Source organism: Vibrio zhanjiangensis (assembly GCF_030161235.1).
Classification (GTDB): Bacteria; Pseudomonadota; Gammaproteobacteria; order Enterobacterales; family Vibrionaceae; genus Vibrio; species Vibrio zhanjiangensis.
The window spans coordinates 21,605-37,625 of sequence record NZ_BSPW01000013.1; the positions used below are offsets into that span (position 1 = coordinate 21,605).

Sequence of the window (16,021 nt, forward strand, 5' to 3'; positions counted from 1 at the left end):
TAAACGTATTGTACATACGATCTATAAATAGAGGGATATTGGCTCTATGAGCGATCTAGCTAAAGAGATCACGCCCGTAAACATTGAAGATGAGCTAAGAGGTTCATACCTAGACTATGCGATGTCCGTTATCGTTGGTCGTGCTCTTCCTGATGTGCGTGATGGCCTAAAGCCTGTGCACCGCCGCGTATTGTTCGCGATGAATGTACTGGGCAATGATTGGAATAAACCATATAAAAAATCTGCTCGTGTCGTGGGCGATGTTATCGGTAAATATCACCCACACGGTGATAGTGCCGTATACGACACGATTGTACGTATGGCTCAGCCGTTCTCATTGCGTTATATGCTTGTTGATGGTCAAGGTAACTTTGGTTCCATTGATGGTGATTCAGCAGCGGCAATGCGTTATACCGAAGTTCGTATGGCTAAAATTGCCCATGAACTTTTGGCTGACCTAGACAAGGAAACCGTTGATTACGTACCTAACTATGATGGTACTGAGCAAATTCCTGCAGTTTTGCCAACAAAAGTACCCAATCTACTCATCAATGGTGCTTCTGGTATTGCGGTAGGTATGGCGACAAACATTCCTCCACATAATCTTAGTGAAGTGATTGATGGCTGTCTCGCTTACATCGATAATGAAGCGATAACGATTGATGAACTCATGGATTATATTCCAGGCCCTGATTTTCCAACGGCAGCACTGATTAGTGGTCGTAAAGGGATCGTTGATGCTTATAAAACAGGTCGCGGCAAAATCTATATGCGATCGAAAGCCAATATCGAAACCGATAAAAACGGCAGAGAAACAATAGTCGTCACTGAGATACCTTATCAAGTTAACAAAGCGCGGTTAGTTGAAAAAATTGCTGAACTCGTTAAAGACAAGAAAGTGGAAGGTATTAGTGCACTTCGTGATGAGTCTGATAAAGATGGTATGCGTATTGTCGTGGAGTGTAAACGCGATGCGGTGGGTGAAGTTGTCTTAAATAACTTATACGCCAATACTCAGCTACAGACGACTTTTGGTATCAATATGGTTGCGCTGAACAATGGTCAGCCTCAACTATTTAACCTAAAAGAAATGCTCAAGTGTTTTGTTGATCACCGCCGTGAAGTGGTGACTCGACGTACCATCTTTGAGCTACGCAAAGCACGCGAACGAGCTCACATCCTTGAAGGTCTTGCACTTGCTTTGGCGAATATTGATGAAATTATTGAGCTTATTCGCCGGGCACCAACACCTGCAGAAGCGAAAGCGGGATTGATTGCTCGTGGTTGGGACCTAGGTAATGTTGCTGCCATGCTTGAGCGTGCTGGTACCGATGCGGCACGCCCAGAATGGTTAGAACCTCAATTTGGTATTCGTGACAATCAGTACTTCTTGACCGAGCAACAAGCGCAAGCCATTTTGGATCTCCGTCTACAAAAATTGACGGGTCTAGAGCATGAGAAAATTCTCGACGAATACAAACAGCTTCTAGAAGAAATTGCTGAGTTAATGCATATTCTGGCAAGCACCGAGCGCTTGATGGAAGTGATCCGCGAGGAACTAGAAGCGGTTCGCGATGGTTTTGGTGACGTGCGCCGCACTGAAATTACGGCTGCGATTCATGATATCGACATGGAAGAGCTGATTGCACGTGAAGACGTTGTGGTAACACTTTCTCACGAGGGTTACGTTAAGTACCAGATCCTAAGTGACTACGAAGCCCAGCGTCGCGGTGGTAAAGGTAAGAGCGCAACTAAGATGAAAGAGGAAGACTACATTGAGCGTCTTCTGGTGGCGAATACCCATGATAACATCCTATGTTTCTCTACTCGTGGTAAGACATACCGCCTGAAAGTATATCAATTACCGTTGGCGAGCCGCACTGCGCGTGGTAAACCTATTGTGAATGTACTGCCTTTGGAAGAAAATGAACGTATCACCGCCATTCTTCCAGTCGATGAATTCTCTGCCGACAAATTCATCTTTATGGCAACTGGTGATGGTACGGTTAAGAAGACCTCGCTTGATCAGTTTGCTAATGTTCGCTCAAATGGTCTTATAGCGGTTAATTTACGTGAAGATGACTCATTAATTGGTGTTGATATCACCAACGGTAGCAGTGAAATCATGCTGTTCTCTAAAGCTGGTAAAGTGGTTCGTTTTACTGAAGACAAAGTCAGACCTATGGGACGGACTGCTGCGGGTGTTCGTGGTATGAAACTGGCTGGTGATGATCAGGTGGTATCTTTGATTGTTCCTTCTAATCAGGGTGATATCTTAACAGTAACACAAAATGGTTTTGGTAAACGTACTGAGCTTGCTGAGTATCCGATCAAGGGACGTGCGACTCAAGGTGTTGTCTCTATAAAAGTTTCTGAACGAAATGGTAGTGTCGTTGGTGCTGTTCAAGTTGAAGAAGGCGACGAGATGATGATGATCACCGACGCAGGCACATTAGTTCGCACTCGCGTCGCTGAAGTAAGTCAAGTCGGACGTAATACTCAAGGTGTTACTCTGATTCGAACATCAGATGATGAGAATGTGGTGGGCTTGCAGCGTATTGATGAGATCGAAGAAATCGAGTTACCTGAAGGTGAGGGTAATGATGATGAAAACGTGAATTCAGAACTTGTTGAGTCAGAATCAAATTCAGATGGTGAACAACCGCAGTAATCGAAGTCTTTGATAGAAAAAACCGAGCACTTAGCTCGGTTTTTTATTTTCTCCCGCATAGCAGGCATAGCCCAAATATTGATTAAAATAACATTATTGTCATTTAATAAAATTTAAACTTTAGGAAAAACCAGTCGCTAATATATTTATGGCAAGGTATTTGGAGATAATAATGGCATCAAAGAAAAATATTTTATTACATATAGTTACCAGTAAGTGATATTTTAATAATATTACGTGCAACGAGAAAAAATTGTCGATAAAATTAGCGGCTTCTGTCTGTTCCTCAACCAATATAAAAATCATGAAATTGTCTCTAAAACAAAAACTCATTGGTGCTAGTTTATTAGCCGTATTGCTAATGGCAGGTGCACTAACTTGGCTTTCTGCCGATCAACTTTTTAAACAAACTCGTAGTGGCGTTATTGCTCGGGCGGATAGCTTGACCAAAACAGCCTCTGAAGGTATTTCTGACTGGATAACAATACGCAAAGATATTGCCAAAGCATTTAATGGTTATACACAACAAAGTGATGTGGTGCCTTTTTTGCAACAGGCACGTAAAGCGGGTGGGTTTGATGATATTTTCTTTGGCACGCCTGAGGGGGGGATGTTTCGGTCACATCCAGAGCGTAATCGACCAGATTACGATCCTCGTGTTCGCCCTTGGTATCAAGATGCCAATAGCGCGGGTCAGCAAATCATTACTACGGCATACAAAGATGCGATCACTAATGCTTTGTTAGTGACCATTGCAGAGCCTGTTCGTCAAAATGGCACTTTTGTTGGTGTGGTTGGCGCTGATGTGCTGATTGACCAACTCATTAAGGATGTGATTAATCTTGATGCGGGAGATAATGCGTATGCAATGCTCATTGATACTCAAGATGGTACGTTTTTGGCCCACCCTAATAAGGAACTACTGCTTAAGCCTGTTTCAAGTCTTTCAGAAGAGCTTTCTATGGCCGCAATCGAGCGTGCGGCAAACGATGGTTCAATGAAAGTGGCGTTAAGTGGGGGAGAAGAGAAATTCTACTTCTTCAAAAAAGTCCCTGGCACTGAGTGGATATTCGCACTTGAAATGGATCGTCAAACCGAGGAAGCGGCGCACACCGTTTTATTGGAAGACCTGATCTTGACTGCGCTTGTGGTTACTTTGATAGTGATTGTGGTTGTTTCTTGGCTGGTGAACTTCTTGTTTCGTGATCTTGGTCGAGTGTCGATTGCTCTTGAAGAAATTGCGTCAGGAGAGGGCGATCTCACGCAGCGTCTCGAACCTCGAAGTGATGACGAAGTTGGCCAACTTGCCGAGAACTTTAATACGTTTGTTGGAAACATGCACGCCATGGTCTCTAAGTTAAGCAAGGTTTCTGCTTCTTTATCAGAGCAATCAAAACAAACCGCAGCTCAAGCAGAGGAACGCAGTGCCCGTATTCGATTGCAGCAAGATGAAATCAATATGGTCGCGACAGCGATTAACGAAATGGCTGCCGCAACACAAGAGATTGCTGGTAACGCAGACAACACGGCTCAAAACTCCTCAGAGGCAGTCACAGCGTGTGTTCATGGCGGAGAGCAAGTTATCCAAACACAAAGCTCTATTCAAAATTTGGCACAGGAAGTGGAAGTCGCCACTCAAGTGATTCAAGAGCTGGAAGTGCATGGAAACAGCATCAGCACGATTCTTTCCACGATTCAAGATATTGCTGAGCAAACCAACTTGCTTGCTCTAAACGCTGCAATTGAAGCGGCTCGAGCTGGTGAGCAGGGACGAGGTTTTGCTGTCGTAGCCGACGAAGTAAGAGTGCTCAGTCAGCGCACACATGCATCCACTAAAGAAATTCAACAGATGATTGAGACGCTTCAGGGAACGACAGGGAAAGCGGTCAATATCATGGGGGATAGCCGTCAGCTGGCTGATACTAGTGTCACCGACGCCGACTCAGCTGCGATTAGCCTCAGCCAAATTCAGTCAGCGGTTGAGCAAATCAGTGATATGGCGACACAAATTGCTTCCGCGGCAGAGGAGCAAGCTTCCGTAACATCAGAAATTACTCGTAATACAGTAGGGATTCGGGACGTATCGGATGAACTGGCTGGTGAAGCGCAGGATGCGGCAGCTCAAGCGGCGCAGCTTTCTGAGCTATCGTACCAATTAGAACAAGAAATCGCGCGTTTCAAACTGTGAGACCGTAAGTTTTGTAGAAGCATTAGCCCAGCATGATTGCTGGGCTTTTTTACAGGATGATTTCCAAAATGGAAACATGTCTTCAAGGAGAATTCATTAGCCAAGTAAAACGCTGCTAGCGTAAAGTCTCCGAAAAATGGAGAAACCTTATGTCTGACAGCTTGAACTCTTTTCAACATCGTGTGCAAGATATTATCACGGATGCCCATCTCAATCCGAAACAAAAAAGTCAGTTTTTAGCGTTGGAGGCAGAGGCAAACCTTCCCTACCTTTCATTATCAGAGCCTACGCAAAAAGCGATGAAAGAGGGTATTTTGTGTGATTTATTTGAAGGGCATGCACCGTTTAAGCCTCGTTATGTACTGCCTGATTATGCCAAATACCTTATCCAAGGTTCTGAGTATTTGGAGCTTGAGCCTGCCAAAGATTTTGATGATGCAATTAATCTACTTACGATTCTATATCACCATGTGCCGTCTGTGACTGGCATACCTGTTTACCTTGGTCATCTTGATGAAGTACTGATGCCTTATGTGGGTAACCTTGACGAAGAGGAGATATATCAGAAACTTAAGCGTTTTTGGATCATGCTGGATCGGACCTTACCTGATGCGTTCATGCATGTGAATATTGGCCCAACGGATAATGTGATTTGTCGTACGATATTGAAAATAGATGTCGAGCTAAAGCAGGTTGCACCAAATCTGACCTTTATGTATGACCCTAAAGTGACCCCCGATGATCTACTGCGTCAAGCCACGAGCAATATTTGTGCGTGCAGTAAACCTCATATCGCAAATTATCCTATCCATGCTCAAAGTTATGGTGAAAAACGCTTTGGCATTGTCAGCTGCTACAACTCTCTGCCTTTGGCTGGTGGCTCGAATACATTGGTGAGGCTGAACCTAAAATTGGTCGCAAACTTAGCGTCAGGCACGCAAGATTTTCTCGATCACTGGCTACCTTATTATAGTGATCTGATGGTTGAGCTTATGGATGTGCGAAGCTCTTATTTACATGAAAAATCGCATTTTTTTGATGGTTTCCTTACTCAAGAAGGTTTGATCGAAGAGTCACGTTTTGCGCCTATGTTTGGTATTTATGGCATGGCAGAAGCGGTAAATGTTTTGATGGAGAAAGCGGGCAATTCTGCTCGCTATGGGCACAATGACGAGGCCAACCAACTGAGTTATCGAATTTCCGATAAACTTGCTGATATTGTTGATAACTCAATCGTTAAGTACGGCATTGATGGTAAAGCACTTCTGCATGCTCAAGGCGGGATTGCTTTGGACAAAAATGTCACTCCTGGAGTGAGAATACCTTATGGCACAGAACCCGATCCTGTCACTTATGTGCAAGCGACCGCGAAGCATCACAAGCACTATACCTCTGGTATCAGTGATATTTTGACTATCGATGAGACAGTGAAATCCAACCCAGAAGCCATGTTTAACCTGTGTAAGGGTGCGCTTGATTTAGGATTTCGTGAGTTTACTGCTAACGTCGCTTCCAACGATTTGGTCAGGGTTACAGGGTATATGATTAAACTTTCGGATATCGAAAAGTTCTCTGATCAGGGCTCTCGAAAAAATACTACTTGGTTGGGCGCAGAAGCGGCCAATAATACGGGTATTTTGCAGCGTGCTCCGCGAGTGGTGAGCATGGAAAGCCAGCCTGTGTATAAATAGGGTAAGTGGATGACTGAAAGGCAAGCAATCGTAAGCCGTATCCTTAACTTCTCTTGCGTTGATGGACCGGGCAACCGCCTTGTCCTCTTTCTACAAGGGTGCAATTTTAACTGCATCAATTGTCACAATCCACACACCATCAACTATTGCAATGATTGTGGGGATTGCGTTGAGATATGTCCTACGAATGCGCTTTCACTCGATAATAAAGGCAAAATATATTGGGACGAGAATCAATGCACTCATTGTGATCAGTGTATTGATATTTGTTCTTATCGCTCCAGCCCAAAAGTAAGTCAGCTGACAGTGTCTGAGGTATTGTTTCTTATTCATCGTCAAAAAGGGTTTATAAATGGCATAACCATCTCTGGTGGAGAAGCGACGATGCAGCTTCCTTTTATTATTGACCTTTTCCGACGCATAAAAAGTGACAGTCAGCTTAACCACCTGACTTGCTTTGTGGATAGCAATGGGTACCTTAGCCGCAGCGGATGGGACAAAGTGCTGCCTTATCTAGATGGAGCAATGATAGATCTGAAATCCTGGCAGCAGGAAACGCACCAATGGCTGGTGGGCCGAGACAATCATAAAGTTATCGATACCATTCGCTACTTGGCCGACAAAGAGAAATTGCATGAGCTTCGTCTGCTGCATATTCCGGGCAAAAGCGACTTAGACGATGAGATTGCCAATATCGCTCGCCTCATTTGTCACTTGCCAGAAACGGTGCAAGTCAGGTTAAACGCTTTTCAGCACCATGGAGTAGAAGGAGAAGCACTGCAATGGGAAAAGTGTAGCGAATCGCAAATGCTATCTTTTTATCAGTCGCTTCGGCCACTGATACCTCACAAAATTCAACTGCCTAGTGTGTATGTCTAACTAGGTTTCACCAATTGGGAGTGAAGCCACTTTAACGCTGGGTTGTTTAGGCTGGCTTGATTCCAAACTAAACTGTAAGCCACTTTTCCGTATGAGAAGGGCAGCGGTTTTTTAATTAGGCCCTTGGCCTGTAATGACTTTTCTGCCCACATTTTGGAGCAAGTAAACAGCAGCTCTGATTGATGACAAATCACGGCTGCAGAGCCAAAATCTGCTACCGAAATTGGCAGTTGTCTTGATTGATATTGCTGAGTGAGAAGCTGCTCAAAATATGGTTCGGCCAGATCTTTGTCTAAAATGCCGACATGTTGACAAGCAAGATAATCCTCTATACTCAACGTGCTGTGTGCCAGTGGATGCGTTGGACTCATCAGACAAATCATCTCATCTTGTTCAATCTGTTCCCAAATTAGGTCACGGCTTCGAGTTGGAGGTTGACTAATATCATGCGGCAAAATCATAAAATCTACTTGGCCACGTAGCAAGGCCTCAAAACTGAGTTGCTCTTTGGCAAAAATTTGTATCTTGGCCGAAGTCAACTTTGCACTGATTGCGCTAATGCGGTCACAGAAAAGATCAAAAGTGCTTTCTCGCATAGAAAGAGCAAGCGTACCACTATAAGTATTCGGCTCAAATTCGCCCTGATGAAGAATTTGATTCATTGAGCACAGAATTTTGTGTACATCATTGGCTACTGCCAAAGCGAAAGGGGTAGGGACTAATGAAGTGCCATCACGATAAAACAGCTCATCGTTGAGCTGCTCTCGGAGTTGACCGAGCGTTTTACTGATGCTAGAGGCCGTGACACAAAGCACTTCCGATGCGCCACTAACACTATGGGTACTCAATAAGACATGAAGTACGGTTAGATGTTTCAAACTAATGCGGGATAAAGCAATATAATCCATTGAAAAAACCATTAAATAACAATGAACTAGTTATACCGTTAATGATTAGGAATGGGTATAAATGGATGTTAAAATTGGGCTACATGTTGGATGTTTTACAAAAGCTTCGTCGGCTCAATAATGGAGAGGCACATTTGGTTACTGAAGTAGTTATAGAGAAAAATGAAAGTGATGAATTACCTCTTCCTCGTTTATGGAGACCGATCTTCACAGAAATTGTATCAGCAATAGTAAAGAAAGATTATTTACTAACATGTGTAACTCGTTTCAACGTTTTTATCTCTCAAGAGTCAGCAGACCAAATTTCTGACTATATCGAAGATTACGGTGAAACTATTGTAGACTTGCCGGAAGATACTTGGGATTCATCTACGTTTTTGTGGATGGGTGATAGATGGAATGTATTAATAGATTTATGGACCGATAAAGAAGGGCATAGTGATCTTGTTCTCAAAGCCGAGGTCAAGGAAGGCAGTTCAGGATACTTAGTTGTTGTTGAAATGGTGTATGTTCTTTAGGTGTTATTCTGGCGAATTTATTCTAACTTAAGTATTGTAAACCTGCTGGGGAGAGGATGAACCCAGAGCCGACAAAGCAACGTTACCTAGAACTCTAAGTTCATAAATGTAAGTTCATAAATGGGACACACAGTGATATGCGTCCCTTTTGATACGAGAAAAACAATCAGCTATCCCATTTTAAAAGTAAATGCAGCGCAGAGGGTAATGTGTTTGCAGACGGGTTAACTAGAAACCTAAGCACATCGGCTCTGTGGGTTGGTAGAACGTTATCTTTGACCCACTGACTGTGAGCACTGGTGATGGAGATGCCCATGCTATCTATCCCATTATGTCTGCGAACGTAATAGCTGAGTTTACTTCCTCCAGTGGCATACATCATAGTTTGTAGCATAGCGAATTGGTCACCCGATTTTAACGCCTTCTTAATTCGTTCTTTATCGCCGGATTCTCTCTCTTTTATTAGGCCTTTAGTTATCATATATGGTGTACCACACAATTGTTCCATTGGGTATGTCCCACCTTTCGGAGTAGTAACAAAATCAAGGTCTATATGCCTTGCAAGCCCATTTTTTATGACCATATTTTCAGGCTTAATATCCCGCATGTAGACATCTGAGTTATGCATCGCCGTAAGTTCTTCACAGGCTAATCGAAATGATTCTAAAGGAAACTTTCTGTTATATTTTCTTCTTTGATCAGCGATTTCATTTCCCCCATTTCTTGCGAGGACGGTTTTATCTTCCACATACCTAGATTGACATATAGAAGAAAATTGAGACAGTTCATCAGCAAGCTGATTTTCTTTTTTCGCCGCATCGAGAGAAATACTGGGGTTTGATAGTTGAATAAATGTTGGGTCAGAGTGAGTAACCGTTTTAAAAGCGCCAGCATTACCAAATTTAACACGGTGATCAGGTGTTCTTAAGTGGCTATTTTTATTTTTGGCGTCAAAGTAATAGGTGCGATTATGATGCTTATTGGCCATCTTTTTGAAACCAAGCTCGTTTTCGGGAGTTAACTCTCTTCGAATGGTAAATCCGCGAAAGGCTGCTTGAATCGTGGTAACGGCATTTTCTTTATGATGCTCATCAATAACTTTCGCACAATTAATATCCATTTTTTGTAATACTTTGAGGGCACGGGCACTGTTACTTTTGTTAAGGAGGTTTGCGACAGATGTTTTACACTTGGCACCAAATAGCTGCTTTGGATTTTGCCTTATTACAGATGTCGCTTTCCCATTCGAATCAACCAAAACACGGTATACCTTTTTGACAGGAAGAGTCAGAGTGAACTCTTTGTCATTACCTGTGGTTTGCAGGGCATTGTATTTCGTTGTTATATGATGATGTATTTGTCGGTTATTTAGGCTCATTGCTAAAGACTCCTTTTGGGCTAATTGAGCAATATGGTGCAATGCGCTGTGTTTCATATTAAGTGAAGCTATGTGAAAATAGATGAATATTTATTATTTGGCTATTGATGGGTAGATGGGAACACTAGGTATACAAGAAAATTTATAAGTCAGTCTCTTGCTTGGTCGCGATTATGGTGGGTAGAAATCAAGACCACTCCAACGGCTCGTTGCGTACGCAATTATAAAAGTTTAATAATGATGGAAATCCGAATTTAAGTTTATTTGCTAAATTTCCTATTATTTAATGACGTAATACAAAAAATGTCGCACTTACTTTAAATTTTAGTAGCTTATGGTAAATTGTGGAGAACTGAGTGTTGTCGTTGTGTGGTTCAAATCAAAGAGGATCAATGAACTATATCCAAATAAATGCAAAAGAGGCTGCGTTCTACACTAGCTTGAGAGATGTTGCTAAGTGGCTTGAAATAGATTTAAGAGATTATGATTGGCATATTTCTGATATTGAAGGTGCATGGTATGAACTAGATGACCCTTCGTGGATTTCTGGAAAGGATCTAGCAGCTAAAATTAAAGAGTTTGATTATCAGTTTGTCTGGGCAGTTATTTCGGCATTCCCAATTGGTACTGAACCATTCACAACCAATATACCTTATGCAGATGGAAATCCTACTTTTTGGGAGGGCGAACCCCAAAAGCAAATATCTAATTCACTATTTGAAATAGTCTGCTGGGATAGTAGCGCAACACTATTTATTGGAATGCAAAATGATTTGGAAGAAAAGCTTCTAGTTAATGCTCCCAGTTTAAAAAAATTAGACACAAAAAATGAACGTTGCAAGTACTAACGAATTACTCTGTCCGAGGCATGCTGATATTTTTGCTTTTTGCATATCATCGGTGCCGCGCTATGCATAGGTGAGAGGGGTGCTAGCTTACAAATGGATACTACGTGAAAATTATCGAGAAAAGCAAAAGCCTAGATTGGGATGAATTTTTATCTCAGCCCTTATATGCTTTTTTAGCCAGTGAGTCACAGGACGGGCCGTGTTGTTCTCCTGTCTGGTTTTTGTGGGAAGATGGGAAAATTTGGATCATCTCCGTAAAAGGTGACTCCTTCTCTAAAAGAGTGGCGCAGCAGCCCAAAAGCGCCATCAGTATTATTGATTGGGATAGGACATCGGGTAAATCTATCCATGCGGGTTTTAGAGGTGTTGCCAATGTTCACGAGTTTGACTCTTCGCGTGCTGAACGTTTATTGAATAAGTATCTTGGTAACGACAAATCAAAATGGAATGCACGTTTTATCGACTTTCAGTCTAACTCTGAGAATGTCTTTGTATGCTTTGCGCCTGAAAAAGTCGTATTGCGTGACCAATCTTATTAAAATAAAGCTTTGTAAGCACCCCACCGCCGCGTTTTTGGACTTGGTATGAGTGTTAAAAATATTTCAATGATTTTTTCTCGAATTTAAACGGACTTTTGATGCTCGCTATTCCCTTGCCATTTGTCGCATCGTTGCTGTTATTTATAGCCGGTGTGGTGCTTCGATGCCGTTACCCACAAACTAGTCAAAAACCATTCTGGTTTATCATGCTGTGTGTATTAATGATGATGGTAGTAGGGCTGAGATGGACGCTAGATATTACCTTGCTTCGTTTCTTGCAGCCCGTTCTTGGCGCATATGTGCCAGTTGCCGCTTGGCTCTGTTTCGCGGGAGCTCATAGGAGTATATCTAATACGCAGTTACATTGGTTAGGCCCGTTTGCGGTTTTGGCGGGCTCATTTTTTTATCATCATATCTGGGCTGGGACCGTCGATATTTTGCTGATCTTGCTCTATCTCGGCTATGGTAGCGTGTTGCTAAAGTCGTCGTTCAGTGTGCCGGAATATGTCCGGCTAACTGACCTATCGAGAGTGGTCGTTGCTGAGCGGGTTGCAGGTGGACTTCTGCTGTTTTCTGCTTTGGTTGATGGTGTGCTCTGTTATGATATCTTGCTACTCAATGCGCAGCACACGAGCTGGATACTCTCGGTTGGTTATCTTGTTCTTATTCCCGCTATTGTTGCTGCAGTGGTGGTGGTTAGCCTAAGTACAACCTCTGCAAGCGAATACCCACAGCCTCAAGTTGAGCCTTCCATGTTATATGGCTTTCCTGAACAAGCCGATATGCCAGACAACTCAGTGAAAGGCTTGGATAAAGACAAAGCAGAAGAAACTGCGCAGATCATGGCTAGGTTTGATGCATTTATGAGAGAGCAACAAGTATTTAAAGACCCGGATCTGTCTCTCAATCGGTTAGCGCGAAAGTTAGGTATTTCGGCCCGAAAAATATCGGCTGCGGTTAATCAAACTCACAAGCAAAACATCTCTAAGGTGATCAATGCTTATCGAATTGAGCATGCGAAGACTCTGCTTAAGCAAAGTGATGAAGCAATAACGGATATTTTTCTTAGCTCGGGCTTCCAAACCAAATCTAATTTTAATCGTGAGTTTTCAAGGATAACTGGGCAAACTCCGAGTGAGTATCGAAGCTCGCCACAAGGATGAGATTGAATAGGGTTTGCTTGCTGTTTACTGGTTTAGAAAGTCAAGGATGTCATTTAACATCAATTGATGTAGCTCGCTGCGCGATGTACCTAAGCCATCTTTGCAAATAATGCCATCGCCTGATACCTCATTTTCGAGCATAACCTCTGCTCCGAGTTTACAGTCTTGCATAAAACTGAAATGGGCCGCTTTTTCATAGACTTTGTAGCGTCTTGAATTCAGAGGCATGTGCTCAGCAATATAGCCAGACTCTAATGCCTGAGGCAGATCGCCTATATCGACGCCAGCTGCGAGTATCAAGCTTGGTACGTTAATGTCTCTTAAACTCTCGATAGAAAAGCTGCGAGCAAGACCTAAATCGAGACTCACGATACGCTTGATTCGCGGATCTCGCAGCGCTTTATTGTGTGGCTCTGAAGTTTGGAGTTTTGATAACCCAAGCTCTTGAGACAGTCCACAGGTTCTTGGGTTAGGGTATAGTAGACAATCAGCCTCAAAGCTTGCTCTATCTACTTTCGCTCCAGCTAATAACATCACTGTCCAGCCGCCCAATGAATGTCCGATTGCAGTAACATCGCTAAGGTTAGTAGATGGTTTCCATTTGGTTGCGGTTAATAAGTAATCCAGAACGCGTGACACATCTCGTGGCCTTTCCCACCATTTTGCCGCTTGGACGGATGATTGGTCGAAAGAGGTAGTTCCCGGATGATCAGCGGCCGCTACTATGTAGCCGCGCATAGCAAGCTCAGTTGCTAACCAGTTTTGGTTTCGCCAGTTTCCTCGGTAGCCATGTGATAATAACACCACAGGAAATATGCCTGATTGGATGCGGGCACCTTTTATAACATGCGTTCCAACGAAAACTGGGTTGTCACCAATCAAGGTTGTTGCTGAGACGTCTTGTGTGGGATACCAAATGGCGGTATTGAGCGGCCGCTCAGAGTCATCGGCTAAGGTGATTTGCGTGAATCCAACACCGGAAGCAGTGACTGAACTGCAAAGGAAAAAGAAGGATGCGAACAGAAAATGTGTCCATTTCATGATTTTAGCTCCAATTGAATTGACTGGAGCTAATATGGACTAAAGCTAGGTATCACGAGACCTAAAACACGATCGAGGACGCCCTAAATCGTGTTTGGTTACCTAATTTATCGACTCACACTTGGACAAAACTTTGTCAGTGATTTTACTAAATTAGCATTCTACAAATTACTTTAGGTATAGCAAAAATCACTTATTAGTTTGCGCAGCCCAACTCGTACAGAGCAGTGCGACTATTATAGTGTTTCGAGAAACTTCAAAAGACTAACTAATTCCTCTTCATCAATCTTAATCCAGCGAAGTACTTCGCTACGGCTTGCAAGAGATTCATTATTTTTCAAAATCATCTCATCGGTAACTTTTGGATTTCTGTAGAAAAACATCGGATTTATATGATATTTAACAACACTTTCCAGAGAAGGAAAGATACCGTTGTGTCCATAGGGAGCAGTTTTAGAGACACTAATTAATGAAGGAGTTTTAAACTTATACCTATCTTCAGTTCGATATGTAACCAGTGCTCGCCCTAGGTCTTGCCCAAACATATGAGGCCCCTGAGTACCTTGGGGAACACCGACTGAATGGAAATTCATATCACTTAAAAGATCTCCTGAATGACAGGCCGCACACCGTCCTTTCCCATAGAAAACTAAAGCACCTTCTTTTTGCTTTTCAGTTAAGGCTCTTTTGTCTCCATTTATGTACTGTTCCCAGTTTGATGGCTCACATGTTACTTTAACCTTCTCTCTAATAAAGCTTGCAAGAGCATTCCCGACCACAGAGAGAGTAAAGTTTTGCTTGGCTATTTCTGCATTATTTAATGCTTGAACCAATATGCGGATATCAGCATCATTCGTATCTTTTAAGAGATCTTGGAGAAATTTATTTTGGGCTTTGACTTTGTCATTAAAATACTGATTTTCAAGTAGTTCGACATGGCTATTGCTATTATATGGTCCATTACTGTGACCTAAAAATTCATCTCTAGATAATAAAGGTAATATTGCTGCAACAGAAAGAGCGGATTCGAAGCCCATTGAATAGCCTTCGCCAATGGGAGAATATATTTCATTATCTGCCATCTGAACCTTACCATCCCAAAAGAACGTTGTATAACGTTCGTCCGCTCTAGCAAAAAGGGTAAATGCATTTCTTGGGACAACAGCCCCCCCACTGATTAAGCGCTCTTTGTCTTCCCCAATCCCACCAACTCCAACAGCTAAAGGTAGGCCATCTGCTAACGCCTTATTATCGATATGGCAATTTGCACACGATATGTCTTTATCGCCACTTAATATTGGTCGTTCAAAAAATATCTTTCCAAGCGATGATAAATTGTTCGGGTCTGGTGGTGACGATTTATCACATACGTTTCCTTTAAGTTGAAAAGCAGAGATAGCGACATCCAATGAGTCATCAAGAGATAATCCCCATGACTGGAAACTGACAAATAAAAGAATTGCCCATCTGTACATTTAGCGCTCCTGAAAGCGATGTTGCTCAGTCAAAGCTTCGACCGTTCGTTGATGAAGCTCTATAGCTTCTAGCCCAAGATATTCCACTACAGTTTCAGGTACTCGCATCGATAACATTACTTTACGAGTTTTGTCATACTCATGACATGACATTAAATGTATCTTCGTTGTTGCTTCTAGTTCTGGGGCATTTAATTGCTCTATATACCAAGTTTCATCCATTGCTAAGGAGCATTCTGCACTCTGCTTCATGAACTGATTTTTATAGATATAGTAAGCAGATACGGGCACAACAAGATATATACCTAACCAAGCTAAGCACAATAAGGAAGCACAGACGTAAAACAGTCGTCTCATTGAGCAAGTATTCCTAAAGAGTTTAACGTTGTAGTATCTAAAGTCTGTGATGGTGGAATATTGTTTGCCTTCCGATAAGCTTCAAGTGCGCTACGAGTTTGCTTTCCCATAACGCCATCAATCACACCGTTGTAGTACCCAAGGTTATACAACGCAAATTGAACTCTGATAATAATATCTTTACGTTTAGCTAAATCTGCCGCATTTACCTTTGGCGTCTTTGTTGTCGTCGAAGGTGAAGTGTAACTCGGTGTACTTGGCTCACTTAATGGTTGTGAATAGTATTTCTTCGTCGGTGCAGAATAGAAGTGGCCCCCGATTTTCGGACATGACTTTAAGTGATTGATCTGTTTTGATAGTACCCA

Annotated in this window: 14 protein-coding genes; 8 read left to right on the forward strand and 6 right to left on the reverse strand. The window is 42.6% G+C overall.

Annotation, left to right across the window (positions count from 1 at the left end; translation table 11 throughout):
- Positions 1 to 46: 46 nt before the first annotated feature.
- The 4 genes from gyrA to QQK21_RS03225 all read left to right on the forward strand — a co-directional run bounded on the left by gyrA (position 47) and on the right by QQK21_RS03225 (position 7,429).
- Positions 47 to 2,671 carry a DNA gyrase subunit A gene (gene gyrA / locus QQK21_RS03210; protein ID WP_284190754.1) on the forward strand — a complete coding sequence of 875 codons (2,625 nt, stop codon included), beginning with the start codon at positions 47 to 49 and terminating at the stop codon, positions 2,669 to 2,671.
- A gap of 304 nt (positions 2,672 to 2,975) precedes the next feature.
- Entirely contained in the window at positions 2,976 to 4,859 is a 1,884-nt protein-coding gene (locus QQK21_RS03215; protein WP_284190768.1) for a methyl-accepting chemotaxis protein, read from the forward strand.
- Positions 4,860 to 5,008: 149 nt separating this feature from the next.
- On the forward strand, positions 5,009 to 6,550 hold the full coding sequence (locus QQK21_RS03220; protein ID WP_284190755.1) for a YjjI family glycine radical enzyme: 1,542 nt from the start codon (positions 5,009 to 5,011) through the stop codon (positions 6,548 to 6,550).
- 9 nt (positions 6,551 to 6,559) lie between these two features.
- Positions 6,560 to 7,429 (forward strand): YjjW family glycine radical enzyme activase, encoded by an 870-nt coding sequence (locus QQK21_RS03225; RefSeq protein ID WP_284190756.1) that lies wholly within the window; start codon positions 6,560 to 6,562, stop codon positions 7,427 to 7,429.
- Here the strand turns inward: QQK21_RS03225 and QQK21_RS03230 are convergent.
- Positions 7,426 to 8,337 (reverse strand): LysR family transcriptional regulator, encoded by a 912-nt coding sequence (locus tag QQK21_RS03230; protein ID WP_284190757.1) that lies wholly within the window; start codon positions 8,335 to 8,337, stop codon positions 7,426 to 7,428. The genes QQK21_RS03225 and QQK21_RS03230 overlap by 4 nt on opposite strands.
- Between QQK21_RS03230 and QQK21_RS03235 the strand changes: the two genes are divergently transcribed.
- Positions 8,337 to 8,855: a DUF7668 domain-containing protein gene (locus QQK21_RS03235; protein WP_284190758.1), complete on the forward strand. Its 519-nt coding sequence runs from the start codon at positions 8,337 to 8,339 to the stop codon at positions 8,853 to 8,855. The two genes, QQK21_RS03230 and QQK21_RS03235, sit on opposite strands and share 1 nt — an antisense overlap.
- 166 nt (positions 8,856 to 9,021) lie before the next feature.
- Here the strand turns inward: QQK21_RS03235 and QQK21_RS03240 are convergent, their stop codons facing one another.
- A complete protein-coding gene (locus tag QQK21_RS03240; RefSeq protein WP_284190759.1) occupies positions 9,022 to 10,233 on the reverse strand; it encodes a protein kinase family protein in 1,212 nt (403 codons plus the stop codon).
- 392 nt (positions 10,234 to 10,625) lie between these two features.
- On the opposite strand from QQK21_RS03240, the gene QQK21_RS03245 reads away from it, so the two are divergent.
- The 3 genes from QQK21_RS03245 (at position 10,626) to QQK21_RS03255 (ending at position 12,783) form a co-directional block, all read left to right on the forward strand.
- Complete coding sequence (locus QQK21_RS03245) at positions 10,626 to 11,081, forward strand: hypothetical protein (RefSeq protein ID WP_284190760.1); 456 nt, start codon at positions 10,626 to 10,628, stop codon at positions 11,079 to 11,081.
- A 104-nt stretch (positions 11,082 to 11,185) separates the two neighbouring features.
- Complete coding sequence (locus QQK21_RS03250; protein WP_284190761.1) at positions 11,186 to 11,620, forward strand: pyridoxamine 5'-phosphate oxidase family protein; 435 nt, start codon at positions 11,186 to 11,188, stop codon at positions 11,618 to 11,620.
- 95 nt (positions 11,621 to 11,715) lie between these two features.
- Positions 11,716 to 12,783 carry a helix-turn-helix domain-containing protein gene (locus tag QQK21_RS03255; RefSeq protein ID WP_284190762.1) on the forward strand — a complete coding sequence of 356 codons (1,068 nt, stop codon included), beginning with the start codon at positions 11,716 to 11,718 and terminating at the stop codon, positions 12,781 to 12,783.
- 24 nt (positions 12,784 to 12,807) lie between these two features.
- Here QQK21_RS03255 and QQK21_RS03260 read toward each other — a convergent pair whose 3' ends face one another.
- The 4 genes from QQK21_RS03260 to QQK21_RS03275 all read right to left on the reverse strand — a co-directional run.
- On the reverse strand, positions 12,808 to 13,824 hold the full coding sequence (locus tag QQK21_RS03260; RefSeq protein ID WP_284190763.1) for an alpha/beta hydrolase family protein: 1,017 nt from the start codon (positions 13,822 to 13,824) through the stop codon (positions 12,808 to 12,810).
- Positions 13,825 to 14,060: 236 nt separating this feature from the next.
- On the reverse strand, positions 14,061 to 15,299 hold the full coding sequence (locus tag QQK21_RS03265; protein ID WP_284190764.1) for a His-Xaa-Ser system-associated MauG-like protein: 1,239 nt from the start codon (positions 15,297 to 15,299) through the stop codon (positions 14,061 to 14,063).
- Positions 15,300 to 15,656 (reverse strand): TIGR03982 family His-Xaa-Ser system protein, encoded by a 357-nt coding sequence (locus QQK21_RS03270; RefSeq protein WP_284190765.1) that lies wholly within the window; start codon positions 15,654 to 15,656, stop codon positions 15,300 to 15,302.
- Positions 15,653 to 16,021 (reverse strand): peptidoglycan-binding protein (locus QQK21_RS03275; protein WP_284190766.1); only part of this gene is annotated, 369 nt, incomplete at its 5' end. The genes QQK21_RS03270 and QQK21_RS03275, both read right to left, overlap by 4 nt.

Coding starts and splice junctions, on each gene's coding strand:
- gyrA (WP_284190754.1), top strand. CDS start 47: ATGAGCGATCTAGCTAAAGAGATCACGCCCGTAAACATTGAAGATGAG.
- QQK21_RS03215 (WP_284190768.1), top strand. CDS start 2,976: ATGAAATTGTCTCTAAAACAAAAACTCATTGGTGCTAGTTTATTAGCC.
- QQK21_RS03220 (WP_284190755.1), top strand. CDS start 5,009: ATGTCTGACAGCTTGAACTCTTTTCAACATCGTGTGCAAGATATTATC.
- QQK21_RS03225 (WP_284190756.1), top strand. CDS start 6,560: ATGACTGAAAGGCAAGCAATCGTAAGCCGTATCCTTAACTTCTCTTGC.
- QQK21_RS03230 (WP_284190757.1), bottom strand. CDS start 8,337: ATGGATTATATTGCTTTATCCCGCATTAGTTTGAAACATCTAACCGTA.
- QQK21_RS03240 (WP_284190759.1), bottom strand. CDS start 10,233: ATGAGCCTAAATAACCGACAAATACATCATCATATAACAACGAAATAC.
- QQK21_RS03245 (WP_284190760.1), top strand. CDS start 10,626: ATGAACTATATCCAAATAAATGCAAAAGAGGCTGCGTTCTACACTAGC.
- QQK21_RS03260 (WP_284190763.1), bottom strand. CDS start 13,824: ATGAAATGGACACATTTTCTGTTCGCATCCTTCTTTTTCCTTTGCAGT.
- QQK21_RS03265 (WP_284190764.1), bottom strand. CDS start 15,299: ATGTACAGATGGGCAATTCTTTTATTTGTCAGTTTCCAGTCATGGGGA.
- QQK21_RS03270 (WP_284190765.1), bottom strand. CDS start 15,656: ATGAGACGACTGTTTTACGTCTGTGCTTCCTTATTGTGCTTAGCTTGG.